The 18,466-nt window shown below is 59.0% G+C and carries 7 protein-coding genes, 2 tRNA genes and 3 rRNA genes; 11 read left to right on the top strand and 1 reads right to left on the bottom strand.

Annotated elements, in window-relative coordinates; all coding sequences use genetic code 11:
* The first annotated feature begins 378 nt into the window (after positions 1–378).
* The 11 genes from AB4N33_RS18580 to yfiB all read left to right on the top strand — a co-directional run bounded on the left by AB4N33_RS18580 (position 379) and on the right by yfiB (position 17,425).
* Positions 379–1,915, top strand: a 16S ribosomal RNA gene (locus AB4N33_RS18580).
* Positions 1,916–1,995: 80 nt separating this feature from the next.
* Positions 1,996–2,072: transfer RNA gene (locus AB4N33_RS18575), tRNA-Ile, on the top strand.
* A gap of 30 nt (positions 2,073–2,102) precedes the next feature.
* Positions 2,103–2,178, top strand: a tRNA-Ala gene (locus AB4N33_RS18570).
* Between the two features lie 245 nt (positions 2,179–2,423).
* A 23S ribosomal RNA gene (locus AB4N33_RS18565) occupies positions 2,424–5,317 on the top strand.
* A 144-nt stretch (positions 5,318–5,461) separates the two neighbouring features.
* A 5S ribosomal RNA gene (rrf, locus tag AB4N33_RS18560) occupies positions 5,462–5,577 on the top strand.
* Together the 16S, 23S and 5S rRNA genes with 2 tRNA genes alongside form the textbook arrangement of a ribosomal RNA operon.
* Positions 5,578–5,731: 154 nt before the next feature.
* Positions 5,732–9,184 (top strand): exodeoxyribonuclease V subunit gamma, encoded by a 3,453-nt coding sequence (recC, locus tag AB4N33_RS18555; RefSeq protein ID WP_476457957.1) that lies wholly within the window; start codon positions 5,732–5,734, stop codon positions 9,182–9,184.
* Positions 9,181–12,867 carry an exodeoxyribonuclease V subunit beta gene (recB, locus tag AB4N33_RS18550; RefSeq protein ID WP_476457956.1) on the top strand — a complete coding sequence of 1,229 codons (3,687 nt, stop codon included), beginning with the start codon at positions 9,181–9,183 and terminating at the stop codon, positions 12,865–12,867. The genes recC and recB overlap by 4 nt, the downstream gene beginning before the upstream one ends.
* The gene (gene recD / locus AB4N33_RS18545) at positions 12,864–14,972 is read left to right on the top strand and encodes an exodeoxyribonuclease V subunit alpha (protein WP_476457955.1); all 2,109 of its coding nucleotides are present in this window, start codon (positions 12,864–12,866) and stop codon (positions 14,970–14,972) included. The genes recB and recD overlap by 4 nt, the downstream gene beginning before the upstream one ends.
* Before the next feature lie 119 nt (positions 14,973–15,091).
* The gene (gene yfiR / locus AB4N33_RS18540) at positions 15,092–15,667 is read left to right on the top strand and encodes a regulatory sequestration protein YfiR (RefSeq protein ID WP_476457954.1); all 576 of its coding nucleotides are present in this window, start codon (positions 15,092–15,094) and stop codon (positions 15,665–15,667) included.
* Positions 15,664–16,920: a diguanylate cyclase DgcN/YfiN gene (gene dgcN, locus AB4N33_RS18535; RefSeq protein WP_476457953.1), complete on the top strand. Its 1,257-nt coding sequence runs from the start codon at positions 15,664–15,666 to the stop codon at positions 16,918–16,920. The genes yfiR and dgcN overlap by 4 nt, the downstream gene beginning before the upstream one ends.
* A 10-nt stretch (positions 16,921–16,930) precedes the next feature.
* Complete coding sequence (gene yfiB / locus AB4N33_RS18530) at positions 16,931–17,425, top strand: outer membrane lipoprotein YfiB (RefSeq protein ID WP_460118354.1); 495 nt, start codon at positions 16,931–16,933, stop codon at positions 17,423–17,425.
* Here the strand turns inward: yfiB and AB4N33_RS18525 are convergent.
* The gene (locus AB4N33_RS18525; protein WP_476457952.1) at positions 17,422–18,369 is read right to left on the bottom strand and encodes a LysR family transcriptional regulator; all 948 of its coding nucleotides are present in this window, start codon (positions 18,367–18,369) and stop codon (positions 17,422–17,424) included. The two genes, yfiB and AB4N33_RS18525, sit on opposite strands and share 4 nt — an antisense overlap.
* Positions 18,370–18,466 lie beyond the last annotated feature (97 nt).

Below are 18,466 nucleotides of genomic sequence, written 5' to 3'. Positions count from 1 at the left end.
ATAGACGGTTCGATCTTCTCGGTCGAAAGCGGTGAAAAAGAGGTGTTGACAGCAGCGTGTAACGCTGTAGAATTCGCCTCCCGCTGACGAGAGATCGGAAGCGCAAGTGGTTGAAGTTGCAGAGGAAACTTTGAAAACTTCTTAAAATAACCGCTTGACAGATACACCAGGCGCTGTAAAATGCGCGCCTCGGTTGAGACGAAAGCTCTTAACCAACCGCTCTTTAACAACTGAATCAAGCAATTCGTGTGGGTGCTTGTGGAGTCAGACTGCTAGTCAACAGATTATCAGCATCACAAGTTACTCCGCGAGAAATCAAAGATGTAACCAACGATTGCTGAGCCAAGTTTAGGGTTTTCTCAAAACCCAAAGATGTTTGAACTGAAGAGTTTGATCATGGCTCAGATTGAACGCTGGCGGCAGGCCTAACACATGCAAGTCGAGCGGTAGAGAGAAGCTTGCTTCTCTTGAGAGCGGCGGACGGGTGAGTAATGCCTAGGAATCTGCCTGGTAGTGGGGGATAACGTCCGGAAACGGACGCTAATACCGCATACGTCCTACGGGAGAAAGCAGGGGACCTTCGGGCCTTGCGCTATCAGATGAGCCTAGGTCGGATTAGCTAGTTGGTGAGGTAATGGCTCACCAAGGCGACGATCCGTAACTGGTCTGAGAGGATGATCAGTCACACTGGAACTGAGACACGGTCCAGACTCCTACGGGAGGCAGCAGTGGGGAATATTGGACAATGGGCGAAAGCCTGATCCAGCCATGCCGCGTGTGTGAAGAAGGTCTTCGGATTGTAAAGCACTTTAAGTTGGGAGGAAGGGTTGTAGATTAATACTCTGCAATTTTGACGTTACCGACAGAATAAGCACCGGCTAACTCTGTGCCAGCAGCCGCGGTAATACAGAGGGTGCAAGCGTTAATCGGAATTACTGGGCGTAAAGCGCGCGTAGGTGGTTTGTTAAGTTGGATGTGAAAGCCCCGGGCTCAACCTGGGAACTGCATTCAAAACTGACAAGCTAGAGTATGGTAGAGGGTGGTGGAATTTCCTGTGTAGCGGTGAAATGCGTAGATATAGGAAGGAACACCAGTGGCGAAGGCGACCACCTGGACTGATACTGACACTGAGGTGCGAAAGCGTGGGGAGCAAACAGGATTAGATACCCTGGTAGTCCACGCCGTAAACGATGTCAACTAGCCGTTGGGGACCTTGAGTCTTTAGTGGCGCAGCTAACGCATTAAGTTGACCGCCTGGGGAGTACGGCCGCAAGGTTAAAACTCAAATGAATTGACGGGGGCCCGCACAAGCGGTGGAGCATGTGGTTTAATTCGAAGCAACGCGAAGAACCTTACCAGGCCTTGACATCCAATGAACTTTCCAGAGATGGATTGGTGCCTTCGGGAACATTGAGACAGGTGCTGCATGGCTGTCGTCAGCTCGTGTCGTGAGATGTTGGGTTAAGTCCCGTAACGAGCGCAACCCTTGTCCTTAGTTACCAGCACGTTATGGTGGGCACTCTAAGGAGACTGCCGGTGACAAACCGGAGGAAGGTGGGGATGACGTCAAGTCATCATGGCCCTTACGGCCTGGGCTACACACGTGCTACAATGGTCGGTACAGAGGGTTGCCAAGCCGCGAGGTGGAGCTAATCCCACAAAACCGATCGTAGTCCGGATCGCAGTCTGCAACTCGACTGCGTGAAGTCGGAATCGCTAGTAATCGCGAATCAGAATGTCGCGGTGAATACGTTCCCGGGCCTTGTACACACCGCCCGTCACACCATGGGAGTGGGTTGCACCAGAAGTAGCTAGTCTAACCTTCGGGAGGACGGTTACCACGGTGTGATTCATGACTGGGGTGAAGTCGTAACAAGGTAGCCGTAGGGGAACCTGCGGCTGGATCACCTCCTTAATCGACGACTCAGCTGCTCCATGAGCTCCCACACGAATTGCTTGATTCATTGAAGAAGACGAAAGAAGCAGCCCGAAATTGGGTCTGTAGCTCAGTTGGTTAGAGCGCACCCCTGATAAGGGTGAGGTCGGCAGTTCGAATCTGCCCAGACCCACCAATTTTGTGTGGGAAACGCCTGTAGAAATACGGGGCCATAGCTCAGCTGGGAGAGCGCCTGCCTTGCACGCAGGAGGTCAACGGTTCGATCCCGTTTGGCTCCACCACTACTGCTTCTGTTTGTAAAAGCTTAGAAATGAGCATTCCATCGAACTGATGATGAATGTTGATTTCTAGTCTTTGACTAGTTCGTTCTTTAAAAATTTGGGTATGTGATAGAAAGATAGACTGGACGTTACTTTCACTGGTAACGGATCAGGCTAAGGTAAAATTTGTGAGTGACTCTTAAGAGTTTTGCGAATTTTCGGCGAATGTCGTCTTCACAGTATAACCAGATTGCTTGGGGTTATATGGTCAAGTGAAGAAGCGCATACGGTGGATGCCTTGGCAGTCAGAGGCGATGAAAGACGTGGTAGCCTGCGAAAAGCTTCGGGGAGTCGGCAAACAGACTTTGATCCGGAGATGTCTGAATGGGGGAACCCAGCCATCATAAGATGGTTATCTTAAGCTGAATACATAGGCTTAAGAGGCGAACCAGGGGAACTGAAACATCTAAGTACCCTGAGGAAAAGAAATCAACCGAGATTCCCTTAGTAGTGGCGAGCGAACGGGGACTAGCCCTTAAGTGGCTTTGAGATTAGCGGAACGCTCTGGAAAGTGCGGCCATAGTGGGTGATAGCCCTGTACGCGAAAGTCTCTTAGTCATGAAATCGAGTAGGACGGAGCACGAGAAACTTTGTCTGAATATGGGGGGACCATCCTCCAAGGCTAAATACTACTGACTGACCGATAGTGAACTAGTACCGTGAGGGAAAGGCGAAAAGAACCCCGGAGAGGGGAGTGAAATAGATCCTGAAACCGTATGCGTACAAGCAGTGGGAGCAGACTTTGTTCTGTGACTGCGTACCTTTTGTATAATGGGTCAGCGACTTATATTCAGTGGCGAGCTTAACCGAATAGGGGAGGCGTAGCGAAAGCGAGTCTTAATAGGGCGTTTAGTCGCTGGGTATAGACCCGAAACCGGGCGATCTATCCATGGGCAGGTTGAAGGTTAGGTAACACTGACTGGAGGACCGAACCGACTACCGTTGAAAAGTTAGCGGATGACCTGTGGATCGGAGTGAAAGGCTAATCAAGCTCGGAGATAGCTGGTTCTCCTCGAAAGCTATTTAGGTAGCGCCTCATGTATCACTGTAGGGGGTAGAGCACTGTTTCGGCTAGGGGGTCATCCCGACTTACCAAACCGATGCAAACTCCGAATACCTACAAGTGCCGAGCATGGGAGACACACGGCGGGTGCTAACGTCCGTCGTGAAAAGGGAAACAACCCAGACCGTCAGCTAAGGTCCCAAAGTTATGGTTAAGTGGGAAACGATGTGGGAAGGCTTAGACAGCTAGGAGGTTGGCTTAGAAGCAGCCACCCTTTAAAGAAAGCGTAATAGCTCACTAGTCGAGTCGGCCTGCGCGGAAGATGTAACGGGGCTCAAACCATACACCGAAGCTACGGGTATCATCTTCGGATGATGCGGTAGAGGAGCGTTCTGTAAGCCTGTGAAGGTGAGTTGAGAAGCTTGCTGGAGGTATCAGAAGTGCGAATGCTGACATGAGTAACGACAATGGGTGTGAAAAACACCCACGCCGAAAGACCAAGGTTTCCTGCGCAACGTTAATCGACGCAGGGTTAGTCGGTCCCTAAGGCGAGGCTGAAAAGCGTAGTCGATGGAAAACAGGTTAATATTCCTGTACTTCTGGTTATTGCGATGGAGGGACGGAGAAGGCTAGGCCAGCTTGGCGTTGGTTGTCCAAGTTTAAGGTGGTAGGCTGGAATCTTAGGTAAATCCGGGATTCTAAGGCCGAGAGCTGATGACGAGTGTTCTTTTAGAACACGAAGTGGTTGATGCCATGCTTCCAAGAAAAGCTTCTAAGCTTCAGGTAACCAGGAACCGTACCCCAAACCGACACAGGTGGTTGGGTAGAGAATACCAAGGCGCTTGAGAGAACTCGGGTGAAGGAACTAGGCAAAATGGCACCGTAACTTCGGGAGAAGGTGCGCCGGTGAGGGTGAAGGACTTGCTCCGTAAGCCCATGCCGGTCGAAGATACCAGGCCGCTGCGACTGTTTATTAAAAACACAGCACTCTGCAAACACGAAAGTGGACGTATAGGGTGTGACGCCTGCCCGGTGCCGGAAGGTTAATTGATGGGGTTAGCTAACGCGAAGCTCTTGATCGAAGCCCCGGTAAACGGCGGCCGTAACTATAACGGTCCTAAGGTAGCGAAATTCCTTGTCGGGTAAGTTCCGACCTGCACGAATGGCGTAACGATGGCGGCGCTGTCTCCACCCGAGACTCAGTGAAATTGAAATCGCTGTGAAGATGCAGTGTATCCGCGGCTAGACGGAAAGACCCCGTGAACCTTTACTATAGCTTTGCACTGGACTTTGAATTTGCTTGTGTAGGATAGGTGGGAGGCTTTGAAGCGTGGACGCCAGTTCGCGTGGAGCCATCCTTGAAATACCACCCTGGCAACTTTGAGGTTCTAACTCAGGTCCGTTATCCGGATCGAGGACAGTGTATGGTGGGTAGTTTGACTGGGGCGGTCTCCTCCTAAAGAGTAACGGAGGAGTACGAAGGTGCGCTCAGACCGGTCGGAAATCGGTCGTAGAGTATAAAGGCAAAAGCGCGCTTGACTGCGAGACAGACACGTCGAGCAGGTACGAAAGTAGGTCTTAGTGATCCGGTGGTTCTGTATGGAAGGGCCATCGCTCAACGGATAAAAGGTACTCCGGGGATAACAGGCTGATACCGCCCAAGAGTTCATATCGACGGCGGTGTTTGGCACCTCGATGTCGGCTCATCACATCCTGGGGCTGAAGCCGGTCCCAAGGGTATGGCTGTTCGCCATTTAAAGTGGTACGCGAGCTGGGTTTAGAACGTCGTGAGACAGTTCGGTCCCTATCTGCCGTGGACGTTTGAGATTTGAGAGGGGCTGCTCCTAGTACGAGAGGACCGGAGTGGACGAACCTCTGGTGTTCCGGTTGTCACGCCAGTGGCATTGCCGGGTAGCTATGTTCGGGAAAGATAACCGCTGAAAGCATCTAAGCGGGAAACTTGCCTCAAGATGAGATCTCACTGGAACCTTGAGTTCCCTGAAGGGCCGTCGAAGACTACGACGTTGATAGGTTGGGTGTGTAAGCGCTGTGAGGCGTTGAGCTAACCAATACTAATTGCCCGTGAGGCTTGACCATATAACACCCAAGCAATTTGAGTCGAAAGGCCAGATTGCGGTGTTGTGAAGACGAAACGAACCGAAAGTTTGCGACTCACAAAGCTGAAAGCCATCACATACCCGATTCGCTGGAATGTCGAAAGACACGTCAGCTCAAGAATTTCTTGACGACCATAGAGCATTGGAACCACCTGATCCCATCCCGAACTCAGCAGTGAAACGATGCATCGCCGATGGTAGTGTGGGGTTTCCCCATGTGAGAGTAGGTCATCGTCAAGATTAAATTCCGAAACCCCAATTGCGAAAGCAGTTGGGGTTTTGTTTTGCCCGCAAGAAAAGCTTCGCTACCCACGGCAGGCGGCTGCGGCTGTCACGATCAGCCGACAATGCTAAGGTTCGCCCCTGGCTTTTGTAATTTTCCAAGGATGCCTTTATGCCGGACGCGACGTCCCTCAGTTCTGGTTTTATGGTGGTTCACGGCAACCGCCTGGACGAGTTGCGCAGTCTGGTGGTCAGCTGGATGCGCCGCTACCCGCTGGCTCCCCTGGAAAATGAAATCGCCCTGGTGCAGAGCAACGGCATCGCCCAATGGCTGAAGCTGGCATTGGCAGAAGACCCGGAAGAAGACGACATGGGCGGCTGCGGTATCGCCGCCGCGATCGACGTGCAGTTGCCGGGCAGCTTCATGTGGCAGCTCTATCGCATGGTCCTGGGTCGTGACGAAATCCCGGTCAAATCCCTGCTTGATAAAGCCCCGCTGACCTGGCGCCTGATGCGCCTGCTCCCGCAGTTGATCGACCAACCACACTTCGAACCGCTGCAACGCTTTCTGACCCACGACACCGATCTGCGCAAACGCTACCAACTGGCCGAGCGACTGGCTGACCTGTTCGACCAATATCAGGTCTACCGTGCCGACTGGCTGGAGGACTGGGCTGACGGTCGTCATCAATTGCGCAACGTACGCGGTGAAGCCAAGCCCCTGACGCCCGCCAACTGCTGGCAGGCTGAACTGTGGCGTGCACTGCTGCTGGACGTCGGTGAGGAGGGCATGTCGCAAAGCCGCGCGGGTGTCCATCAACGCTTTATCGAACGTATCAACAACCTCGACGCCGCCCCCGCCGGGCTACCTTCACGAGTGATTGTTTTCGGGATTTCCTCATTGCCCGCCCAGGCACTGGAAGCACTCGCCGGGCTGTCCCGTTTCAGTCAGGTTCTGTTGTGCGTCCATAACCCGTGCCGTCACCACTGGGCGGACATCGTCGCCGACAAGGACCTGCTGCGTCATCAGTACAAGCGTCAGGCGCGCAAGAGCGGCATGCCGGTAGTGCTGGACTCCCAGACCCTGCATCAGCATGCCCATCCGCTGTTGGCTGCCTGGGGTAAGCAAGGGCGCGACTACATCAACCTGTTGGACAGCTACGACGATCCCAACAGTTACCGTTCGGCGTTCCGCGATGGGCGCATCGATCTGTTCAGTGACGGCCAGCCACTGAACATGCTCAATCAACTTCAGGACGACATTCTCGAATTGCGTCCCCTGAACGAAACCCGAGAACGCTGGCCAGCGGTCGACCTGAAAGTCGATCAATCGATTCGTTTCCATGTTGCTCACAGCGCCCAACGCGAAGTGGAAATCCTCCACGACCAGTTGCTTGCACGCTTCAGCGCCGACAAAGACCTGAATCCACGCGACATCATCGTGATGGTTCCCGAAATCGACAGCTATGCACCCCATATACGGGCCGTGTTCGGCCAGCTCGATCGCAATGACCCGCGCTTCATTCCGTTCACGCTCGCCGACCAAGGCCAGCGCGGTCGTGATCCATTGCTGATTGCCGTCGAACACCTGCTCAAGCTGCCCGACAGTCGATTCCCCGTCAGCGAGATTCTTGACCTGCTCGACGTTCCTGCCCTGCGCACCCGCTTCGGTGTCGAGGAACGGGACCTGCCCACCCTGCATCGCTGGATCGAAGGCGCCGGCATTCGATGGGGCATGAACGCCGATCAACGTGCCGGCCTCGGCCTGCCTCAAGAGCTGGAGCAAAACAGCTGGCGGTTTGGCCTGCGGCGGATGCTGCTTGGTTATGCCGTGGGCAGTGGCGGTGCCTGCGAGGGGATCGAACCCTATGACGAAATTGGTGGGCTGGACGCGGCGCTCATCGGTCCTCTGGTGGCTTTGCTTGATGCACTGGAGGTGGCGCATCAGGAGTTGTCCGAGCCCGCTGCTCCCCTTCAATGGAGCCAGCGTTTGCAGGCCCTGATGCAACTGTTTTTCCAGGCCAGCAATGAGCACGACGACTACCTGCTCACCCAACTCGAAGAGCTACGCGAAACCTGGCTGCAGACCTGTGAGTCGGTGGGCCTCCACGATCACCTGCCGTTGACCGTCGTCCGCGAAGCCTGGCTCGCCGGCCTCGATCAGGGGCGTTTGTCCCAGCGTTTTCTCGCCGGTGCGGTGAACTTTTGCACCTTGATGCCAATGCGGGCAATCCCCTTCAAGCTGGTGTGCTTGCTGGGCATGAACGACGGTGATTATCCGCGTGCGCAACCGCCACTGGACTTCGACCTGATGGGCAGTGACTACCGCCCCGGCGACCGCTCCCGTCGCGAAGATGATCGCTATCTGCTGCTCGAAGCCCTGTTGTCGGCACGAGATCAACTGTACGTCAGCTGGGTCGGCCGCAGCATTCGCGACAACAGCGAGCGGCCCGCCTCGGTGTTGATCGGTCAACTGCGTGACCACCTCGCCAGCGGCTGGCGATTGCATGCTGGCGGCGAAGACCTGCTTGAGGCCATGACCCAGGAGCACCCGCTGCAACCGTTCAGCGCCCGTTACTTTCATGAGGGCGACAACCTGTTCAGTTACGCGAACGAATGGCAAGCGCTTCACCAAGACATCGAGTCCATGGCCGACGACAGCATCCTGCCACCTTTCGTGCAGGAAGAGCCGCTGAGCCTCGGCCAGTTACAGGACTTCCTGCGCAACCCTGTCCGACATTTCTTCAGCCAGCGACTGAAAGTGTTTTTCGAAGCCGCTGAAGTACCCCTGCCCGATGAGGAGCCCTTTGTCCTCGATGCGTTGCAACGCTACAGCCTCAGCGACAGCCTGCTCGGCGCCGCACTGGCGCGCATCGACCTGGCGGACGAGGTGTTGGAGTTCCAGGCCAAACGTCTGCAAAACAGTGGGCTGTTGCCCATGGCCGGTTTTGGCGAGCGCCTGCAACGTGAGTTGATCGAGCCGTTGCCTGATCTGTTGCAACGCTATCAACAGCTTCTGGCGTTATGGCCGACGCCTCTGAACAGCGCACTGCCGATCAATGTCCAATTCCAGGATTTGCGCCTGGAGGGCTGGCTCAGTGGCCTGCATCAGCGGGCTGATGGTGGGCTATTGTCGGTCACTACGATCCCTAACAGCATCGGCTCGATCAAGGCGCGAAAATGGCATCGCCTCACTCGTCCGTGGGTCAATCACCTGGTGGCCTGCGCCAGTGGCCTGCCGATGACCACCGCGTTGGTGGCCAGTGACGACAGTCTGCTGTTGCCGCCGCTGGAGCAGGAGGCGGCCTGGCGAACGCTCGGCGACTTGTTGCAGGCGTGGCAGACCGGCATGCGCCAGCCACTTCCCGTCGCGGTGAAGACGGCGTTTGCCTGGCTCGGTCAGATCGATCCCACCAAGGCCGACGCCGCTGCCCGCAAAGCCTATGAAGGGGATGGATTGACCACTGACGGTGAGCGGCGTGAAAGCCCGGCACTCAGCCGCCAGTTCGCCGACTACGACGCGTTGGTCGCCGACGAGACGTTTCCCGATTGGTGCACCGCTTTGTATAAACCCATCGTTGACGCTCCCTGGCGTTCATTGACCAGCGAGGAAGCGCGCGCATGACCACCCAGACACCGCTGGCCCTGGCGTTCCCGCTGCGCGGCAGCCAACTGATCGAAGCCAGCGCCGGCACCGGCAAGACCTTTACCATTTCCGCGTTGTACCTGCGCCTGGTCCTCGGTCACGGTGGCGAGTCGAACGGTTACGGGCGTGAATTGTTGCCGCCGCAAATCCTTGTCGTGACCTTCACCGATGCCGCGACCAAGGAACTGCGCGAACGCATTCGTACGCGTCTGGCGGAGGCCGCGCGGTTTTTCCGCGATGAGACACCGTCGCCCGATGCGCTGATTGCCGAGCTACGTGAGCAGTACACGCCTGAACAATGGCCCGGCTGCGCGAACCGGCTGGACATCGCCGCGCAATGGATGGATGAAGCGGCCGTTTCGACGATTCACAGTTGGTGCCAGCGCATGTTGCGCGAGCACGCCTTTGACAGCGGCAGCCTGTTTACCCAGACCCTGGAAACTGATCACAGCGATTTGCTGGGCGAGGTCCTGCGCGATTACTGGCGTCTGTTCTGCTACCCGATGCAAGGCGATGCACTGGACTGGGTGCGCAGTAACCTGGGCGGTCCGGCCGCGTTGTTGCCGCGCGTGCGTGGTCTGTTCGCCACTGCACGCAATGGCGAAGAAGGCATGGCCCCCGCCGATCTGATCGTCGAGTGCCTGCAAGAGCGGCGCGCTGCCCTGGTCGATCTGAAAAGCCCCTGGCGCCAATGGGCGGACGAGTTGCTCGCCATCTGCCATGAAGGGGTGGCGAGCAAAAGTGTCGACGGTCGCAAGATGCAGGCGCGTTACTTCGAGCCTTGGTTCGAGAAATTGAAGGCCTGGGCGGAAGACGAAGCGCTAGAGCAACTGGACATCGGCACGGGCTTCACCCGCCTGACGCCCGATGGCATGGCCGAGGCCTGGAAGACGGGTGCGGCGCCTGGCCATCCGGGGCTGGATGCCATGGCGGGTCTCAAGGCCAGCCTGGATGCCTTGCCCACACCCGATGCCGCTGTTCTGCAACACGCTGCCCGTTGGGTGAGTGCACGGTTCGAGGCCGAGAAGCGTCGCCGGGCGGAAATGGGTTTCGACGACATGTTGCTGCGCCTCGATGCTGCGCTGCAAGCCGACGGCGGCGAGCGTCTGGCGACCCTGATTCGCGAGCAATTTCCGGTGGCGTTGATCGATGAGTTCCAGGACACCGACCCGGTGCAGTACCGGATCTTCGAAAGCATTTATCGCATCGAGGACAATAACCCCGAATGCGGTCTGTTCCTGATCGGTGACCCCAAGCAGGCGATCTACGCCTTCCGTGGCGCCGACATCTACACCTACCTTCGTGCCCGTCAGGCGACGGCCGGGCGACTGCACACCCTGGGTACCAACTTCCGCTCAAGTCATGGCATGGTCGGGGCGGTCAACCATGTGTTTGAACGCGCGGAGTCTCGGGAGACCGGGCGCGGCGCGTTCCTGTTTCGTGAGCAGGACGGCGAGAACCCGGTGCCGTTTTTGTCGGTGGCGTCCCAGGGACGCAAGGAAGCCTTGAGCATCGATGGACAGGTCGTGCCCGCGCTGAACATCTGGCATCTGTCGGCCGATCAACCACTGTCGGGCGCAGTCTATCGCCAGCACCTCGCCGCCGCGTGCGCCAGTCGGATCACCGCGTTGCTCAAAGGCGGGCAACAAGGCACGGCGGGATTCGTCCAGGACGGCAAAGCGTTCAAAGGCCTGTTGCCGGCCGACATCGCGATCCTGGTACGCGACGGCAACGAGGCCCAGGCCATCCGTGCCGAACTGTCAGCCCGGGGCGTGCGCAGCGTTTACCTTTCCGACAAGGACTCGGTGTTCGCCGCCCAGGAAGCCCACGACCTGCTGACCTGGCTCAAGGCCTGCGCGGAACCGGATGTCGAGCGTCCGCTGCGGGCGGCACTGGCCAGTCTCACCTTGAATCTGTCGCTGGCCGAGCTGGAGCGTTTGAATCAGGATGAGCTGGCCTGGGAAACGCGGGTCATGCAGTTCCGTGGTTACCGTGAGCTATGGCGCAAGCAGGGTGTGTTGCCGATGCTGCGACGTTTGCTGCATGACTTCCAACTGCCTCAAGCCTTGATCGCGCGCCATGACGGCGAGCGGGTGCTGACCAACCTGTTGCACCTGTCCGAGTTGTTGCAGCAGGCCGCCGCTGAACTCGATGGGGAGCAGGCGTTGATTCGCCATTTGTCCGAGCACCTGGCGTTGTCCGGCCAGGCGGGCGAAGAGCAGATCCTGCGCCTGGAGAGCGACGAGCAACTGGTCAAGGTCGTGACCATTCACAAATCCAAGGGCCTGGAGTATCCGCTGGTGTTCCTGCCGTTCGTGTGTTCGACAAAACCTGTCGATGGCAGCCGTTTGCCCCTGCATTACCACGATGAAGCGGGCAAGGCCCAGGTCAGCTTGAAGCCCACGCCTGCATTGATCGCCCTGGCGGATGATGAACGGCTGGCCGAGGACCTGCGTTTGCTTTACGTCGCCCTGACCCGTGCCCAGCATGCGTGCTGGCTCGGTGTGACCGACCTCAAGCGCGGCAATAACAACAGCTCGGTGTTGCACCTGTCGGCCCTGGGTTATCTGTTGGGCGGTGGTGCGCCCCTGGCGGAATCGTCCGGGTTGCAGCGCTGGTTGGACGACTTGCAGCAGGACTGCCCGGCGTTGCACTACGGCCAGATGCCCGAGCCGACCGACGAGCATTACCAGCCGCCGCAAAACGTGGCCACCTTGCTCCCGGCCCTGATCCCCACGCGCAAGGCCAGCGAGAACTGGTGGATCGCCTCCTACAGTGCCCTGCGCATCGGCGATAGCCTGAGCGCGGGCGAAGCCCCGGAAAGCCCACAGGCACAAAAACTGTTCGATGATGAGCGTCTCGACCCCGAAGCACCGCGTGAGATGGTGACGGGCGGTGCCGATATCCATCGCTTCCCGCGTGGTCCGAACCCCGGCACCTTTCTTCATGGCCTGCTCGAATGGGCGGGTGATGAAGGCTTCGCCGCCACGCCGCAAGAGGTGGAAGACGCCATTGCCCGTCGTTGCAATCGCCGTGGCTGGGAAGGCTGGATCACGACCCTGAGTGACTGGTTGCAGCACGTGCTCAAGTCGCCATTGCCTGTGGGCGTCGGTCACCCCCCTGTGATACTTGCGCAGTTGCGACAGTACCGGGTGGAGATGGAGTTCTGGTTCGCCAGCCACAAGGTCGATGTACTCAAACTCGATGAACTGGTGCGCCAGTACACTCACAACGGAGTCGCCCGTGTCGCTGCTGAGCCGGTGCTGCTCAACGGCATGTTCAAGGGCTTCATCGACCTGACATTCGAACACGACGGTCGTTACTACGTGGCCGATTACAAGTCCAACTGGCTGGGCGTCGATGACGCGGCGTACACCGAGCAAGCCATGGAACAGTCGATCCTCGATAATCGCTACGACCTGCAATACGTGCTCTATCTGTTGGCGTTGCATCGCCAACTGAAGGCTCGACTTGCCGATTACGATTACGACCGGCATGTCGGCGGCGCGTTGTATCTGTTTCTGCGCGGCACCCGCGCGGCTTCGCAAGGCGTGTACTTCGCCCGGCCGCCCAAAGCCTTGATCGAATGTCTGGACCGGTTGTTCCAGGGCAAACCGGAACCCAAGGCTGAACCGGCCTGGGAGCAGGGAGAACTGCTATGAGTCGCACCTTCGCCGATCTGCTGCCGGCGCCCCTGGCCGCTGAAAGCCTGGCCAGCCTGGCCCCCCTGAATCGCGCGGATGATTTGCTGCTGTTGCTCACGCGTTGGGTCGAGCGCGGCTGGTTGCGTGCGCTGGACAAGGCCTTCGTCGCCTTCCTGCATGAACTCGCCCCGGAGGACGATCCACTGGTGCTGCTGGCGGCGGCGCTGACCAGCCATCAACTGGGTCACGGACACGTTTGCCTGGACCTGTTCGAAACGCTCAAGGAGCCGGACTTCGCCCTCTCGTTACCCCCGGAAGGTGACGTGCAAGGTGGCGCGATGCTGTTGCCCTCGCAGTTGCTGGCGAGCCTCGACGGCGCCCACTGGTGCAAGGTCCTGGCCTCCAGTCGCCTGGTCGCCTTGTCCGCCGATGACAGCGAAACGGCGCAGCAACGGCCATTGGTGTTGTCTGGAAAACGCTTGTACCTGCGGCGCTACTGGGCCTACGAACGACGTATCGATAACGCGCTGCGCTTGCGCCTGGCGGAGCACGAGTCGACACCTGCTGACCTGCCGCAACGTCTCACGGGCCTGTTTGGCCAGGCCAGTGCCGATCAGCCGATCGACTGGCAAAAACTCGCCTGTGCCTTGGCCACCCGCAGCGCGTTCAGCATCGTCACGGGTGGTCCCGGAACCGGCAAGACCACCACCGTCGTGCGCCTGTTGGCCTTGCTCCAGGCGCCGGCGGTGGAAGCTGGCAATCCGCTGCGCATCCGTCTTGCCGCGCCGACCGGTAAAGCGGCGGCGCGGTTGACGGAGTCCATCAGCCAGCAGGTTCGGTCGCTGGAAGTTGCAGAGGCCGTGCGGGAAAAAATTCCATCGGACGTCACCACCGTGCACCGCCTGCTGGGTAGTCGCCCCGGCACTCGACATTTCCGACACCACGCCGGCAATCGTCTGCCGCTGGATGTGCTGGTGGTGGACGAAGCCTCGATGATCGACCTCGAAATGATGGCCAACCTGCTCGACGCCATGCCAGCCCATGCCCGGCTGGTCCTGTTGGGTGACAAGGATCAACTGGCGTCGGTGGAAGCCGGTGCCGTGCTGGGTGATTTATGCCGCGACGCCGAAGCCGGCTGGTACAGCCCGCAGACGCGGCAGTGGCTGCAATCGGTCAGCGGCGAACACCTGGAAAACAGCGGTTTGCAGGAAGACACCCAAGGTGCGCACCCGCTGGCGCAACAGGTAGTGATGCTGCGCCACTCGCGACGGTTCGGGGAGGGCAGCGGTATCGGCTTGCTGGCGCGCAGGGTCAACCAGCAACAGCCTGAAGAAGCGCGCACATTGCTGGCGGCGCGCAGCCATGACGACGTGTTTTCCCTGTCGTTGAAGGGAGAGCAGGATCGGGCGCTGGAGCGCTTGTTGCTTGAGGGGCATGGCGAAGGCCCGCAAGGGTATCGGCATTATCTGAATGTGTTGCACGACCGACGCCCCGCACTCGATAGCCCCCTCGACGATGCGCGGTGGATCGAGTGGGCGCGCGATGTGCTGCAAGCCTTCGATGCCTTCCAGCTCCTGTGCGCGGTGCGCAAGGGGCCCTGGGGAGTGGAGGGCCTCAATCAGCGCGTGACTGACGCGCTGCTCAAGGCGCGGCTGATCGACGGTCATCAGCAATGGTACGAAGGTCGGCCAGTGTTGATGACCCGCAACGACTATGGCCTGGGCCTGATGAATGGTGACATTGGCATCGCCCTCAAGCTGCCTGAGCGTGACGGCCCACAAGCGGGGCGTCATGTATTGCGCGTGGCATTCCCGCGCAATGATGGTCAGGGCGGCGTGCGTTTTGTCCTGCCGAGCCGACTGAATGATGTCGAAACGGTGTACGCCATGACGGTGCACAAGTCGCAAGGCTCCGAGTTCGCCCACACCGCGCTGATTTTGCCTGACGCCCTGAACCCGGTGCTGACCAAGGAACTGATCTACACCGGCATCACCCGGGCCAAGCATTGGTTCACCCTGATCGAACCGCGTAAGGGCGTATTTGAGGAGGCCGTGCAGCGCAAGGTCAAGCGACTGAGTGGTTTGATGCTGGCGCTGGAAGAAGGGGCTTCTGTGGCGGGGTAAAGACGCAGTTCCGGCGCCAAAAAAATGGCTGAAAGCCCCGTCCTGTAAGGCCTCGCGGGCGATTCGTTGCTGTGCTATCGTTGCGGCATTACCCCGCTCGAACCCAAGAGAATCCCTGCATGAAGGTGGCTGTCCGGACGACAGGGCGCATTGCTGGTTGCCAACAAATCGTGTTCGCAGGTTTTCTCTGTCTGCTCAGTGGCCTCGTTTTCGCGCAAGCGCCAAACTCGCCCGGCATGGCCGACCAGCGCGCCCACTCGGTCACGCAAGTGGTCCTCGGCATCCTCAGTTATGCCCGCTGGCCCGTCGAGCCACCGCAACTGCGCTTGTGCATCGTCGGCCCGACCGAATACACCGATGACCTGGTCAAGGGCACGACCCAATCCACCGGGCGCCCTGTCACCGTGCGTCGCCTGCTCGCCGACAACCCGTCGGTTGTCAGCGAGTGCGATGCGCTGTACATCGGCAAGCTGACACGCGAGGAGCGTGGCCGCTTGTTCACCGCTCTGACCGGGCAGCCCGTGCTGAGCATCAGCGAGAGCGACGATCCCTGCACCGTAGGCAGCCTGTTCTGCCTGCGGGTCGGCGATGAACAGGTCTCCTTCGAGGTCAACCTGGATTCCGTGGCTCGCAGCGGCGTGCGCATTCACCCCAGCGTGTTGCAACTGTCTCGTCGCAGGTCGGCCGCGCCATGAAGCCTTCCAGCGAGAGCAATCGCCCGACACTGCGTTCGGTCCTGGGTCGCGGCCACTTGATCGTCGCGCTGATGGCGGTGGCCATGGCCAGCGTCTCGTTGACGCTATTAGGCGTCCTGGCCTTGCGCGCCTATGCCGACTACAACCTGCAACTGATCGCCCGCTCGATCAACTACACCGTAGAAGCGGCCGTGGTGTTCAACGACAAGCCGGCCGCCAATGAAGCACTGGCCTTGATCGCGTCCACCGAAGAAGTGGCCGATGCCCAGGTTCTGGACGCGCAAGGCAGGGTGCTGGCGCATTGGCGGCGCCCGGAAAGCGGATTGCTTTCTGCCCTTGAAATGCAGATGGCCAAGGTGTTCCTGGAGAAACCGATCAGCTTGCCGATCGTCCATCAGGACCGTGAGATAGGGAACATCCACCTGACCGGCCACGGTGGCAGCCTGATGCGTTTCCTGCTCAGCGGTCTGGTGGGCATCGTGCTGTGCACGGCCATCAGTGCCTGGGTGGCGTTGTATCTCGCGCGCCGGCAACTGCGCGGAATTACCCGGCCACTGCGCCATCTGGCCACCGTGGCCCATGCCGCGCGCAGCGAGCGGGCGTTCGACCAGCGCGTGCCGCCCGCCGAGATCGCCGAACTCGACAACCTCGGCAACGACTTCAACGCCCTGCTCGATGAACTCGAGAACTGGCAGACCCACCTGCAGACCGAAAACGAAACCCTGGCCCATCAGGCCAGCCACGATAGCCTCACCGGGTTGCCGAACCGGGCGTTTTTCGAGGGCAGGCTGATTCGTGCCCTGCGCAACGCCAACAAGTACAACGAGCGTGTGGCGGTGCTGTTTCTCGACAGCGACCGGTTCAAGGAAATCAACGACAACTTCGGTCACGCCGCCGGTGATGCGGTGCTGGTGGCTGTTGCCAATCGGGTGCGCGCACAACTGCGCGAGGACGATCTGGTGGCACGCCTGGGCGGTGATGAGTTCGCCGTCCTGCTCACGCCGTTGCACCAGACAGAGGACGCCGAGCGCATCGCCGACAAAATCCTGGAGAGCATGGAAATGCCGATTGCTCTGCCAGGGACCACGCAAGTGTTGACCTCCCTCAGCATCGGTATCGCCGTCTATCCCGATCATGGCGCGACGCCGGGGGCGCTGCTCGACGCGGCCGATGCGGCCATGTACCAGGCCAAACGCCTCGCCCGAGGCGCACAGCACACGTCAGGGTCGGAGCACCCTGTCGCCGACGTTTAAACCAGGAGCTATGTCCGTGTTCTCACTTCGTATTCTGACCCTCACATTCTTCATGGCGATCCTGGCATTGACCGGTTGCCAGACCGCGCCGCAAAAAGGCCTGACCCCGGCGCAGGTCGCGGTGCTCAAACAGCAAGGTTTCGAATTGACCGACGAGGGCTGGGCCTTCGGCCTGTCCGGCAAGGTCCTGTTTGGCAGCGATGTCGAAAGCCTCAACCGGCAGAGCACCGACATCGTTGAACGTATTGGCAAGGCGCTGCTGGGCGTGGGCATCGACCACGTACGCATCGACGGCCACACCGATGCCTCGGGTAAAGAGGCCTACAACCAGCAACTGTCCGTGCGGCGAGCGAAAAGCGTGGCCACGGTACTGACCGCCGTTGGCATGCCCGAGCAAAACATCCAGCTCCAGGGCCTGGGCAGCAGCCAGCCGGTGGCCAGCAACGACACCGCAGCGGGGCGGACCGAGAATCGCCGCGTGTCGATCGTGGTGAGTGCGGGTTAGTCGGCGAACAATATTTCGCGGTTTTCGCCCATCAACAACCCCTGGTTCTGCTCGGTGACTGCGCGGATGTAATCCCACAACAACGTAATCCGCTTGAGTTTTCTCAAGTCCTCGCGGCAGTACATCCAGAACTGGCGCGTGATGTTGATCTCCTCCGGCAGCACCGGTAATAAACGGGGATCCTGAGCGGCGAGAAAACACGGCAGGATGGCCAGTGAGCGCCCTTGTTGCGCCGCCACGAATTGGGCGATGACGCTGGTGCTGCGCAGATTGGCGCTGGCGTTGGGCAGGACGTTGGCCAGGTACAGAAGCTCGGAACTGAACGCCAGGTCGTCGACATAACTGATGAACGAATGCTTGCCGAGGTCGGACGGGCGCCGGATGGGCGGGTGTTTGTCCAGATAGTCCTGGGTGGCGTACAGCTGCAGTTTGTAGTCGCAGAGTTTGCAGCACACGTACGGACCGTGCTCCGGGCGTTCCAGGGCAATGACGATGTCGGCCTCGCGCTTGGACAGGCTGATGAAGTGCGGCAACGGCAGGATGTCCACCGATATGGCTGGATAGGCGTCAACGAAGTGGCTCAGTTGCGGGGTGATGAAAAAGCTGCCGAACCCTTCGGTGCACCCCATGCGCACATGCCCGGACAGCGCCACGCCCGACCCTGACACTTGCTCGCAGGCCATGTGCAACGTGCTTTCGATCGCCTCGGCGTAGGCGAGCAGCCGCTGGCCCTCGTTGGTCAGGACAAAGCCGCTGGTGCGCGACTTTTCGAACAGCAGGGTGCCCAGGGCTGTTTCCAGGGAACTGATGCGTCGCGACACGGTGGTGTAGTCCACCGCCAGGCGTTTGGCCGCTGTGCTGGCCTTGCGGGTGCGGGCGACTTCGAGGAAAAACTTGAGGTCATCCCAATTCAGCGACCCCAGCGACGTGATGTTTTTTTGCATGATGGACCGGCTTTTATGTGCGTTCTTATTAGAAGTTTGCACATCTATACTCCAGAAACAGTCCGATCACCACATCGCGACGCACGACTCATCTCAA

The sequence above is a fragment of the Pseudomonas sp. S1_E05 genome, from assembly GCF_056337105.1.
This window is presented reverse-complemented; position numbering and strand designations above follow the sequence as displayed.

What these genes read in the sequence shown, in the direction of transcription:
- recC (WP_476457957.1), top strand. Translation starts at nt 5,732, where the DNA reads ATGCCGGACGCGACGTCCCTCAGTTCTGGTTTTATGGTGGTTCACGGC.
- recB (WP_476457956.1), top strand. Translation starts at nt 9,181, where the DNA reads ATGACCACCCAGACACCGCTGGCCCTGGCGTTCCCGCTGCGCGGCAGC.
- recD (WP_476457955.1), top strand. Translation starts at nt 12,864, where the DNA reads ATGAGTCGCACCTTCGCCGATCTGCTGCCGGCGCCCCTGGCCGCTGAA.
- yfiR (WP_476457954.1), top strand. Translation starts at nt 15,092, where the DNA reads ATGAAGGTGGCTGTCCGGACGACAGGGCGCATTGCTGGTTGCCAACAA.
- dgcN (WP_476457953.1), top strand. Translation starts at nt 15,664, where the DNA reads ATGAAGCCTTCCAGCGAGAGCAATCGCCCGACACTGCGTTCGGTCCTG.
- yfiB (WP_460118354.1), top strand. Translation starts at nt 16,931, where the DNA reads ATGTCCGTGTTCTCACTTCGTATTCTGACCCTCACATTCTTCATGGCG.
- AB4N33_RS18525 (WP_476457952.1), bottom strand. Translation starts at nt 18,369, where the DNA reads ATGCAAAAAAACATCACGTCGCTGGGGTCGCTGAATTGGGATGACCTC.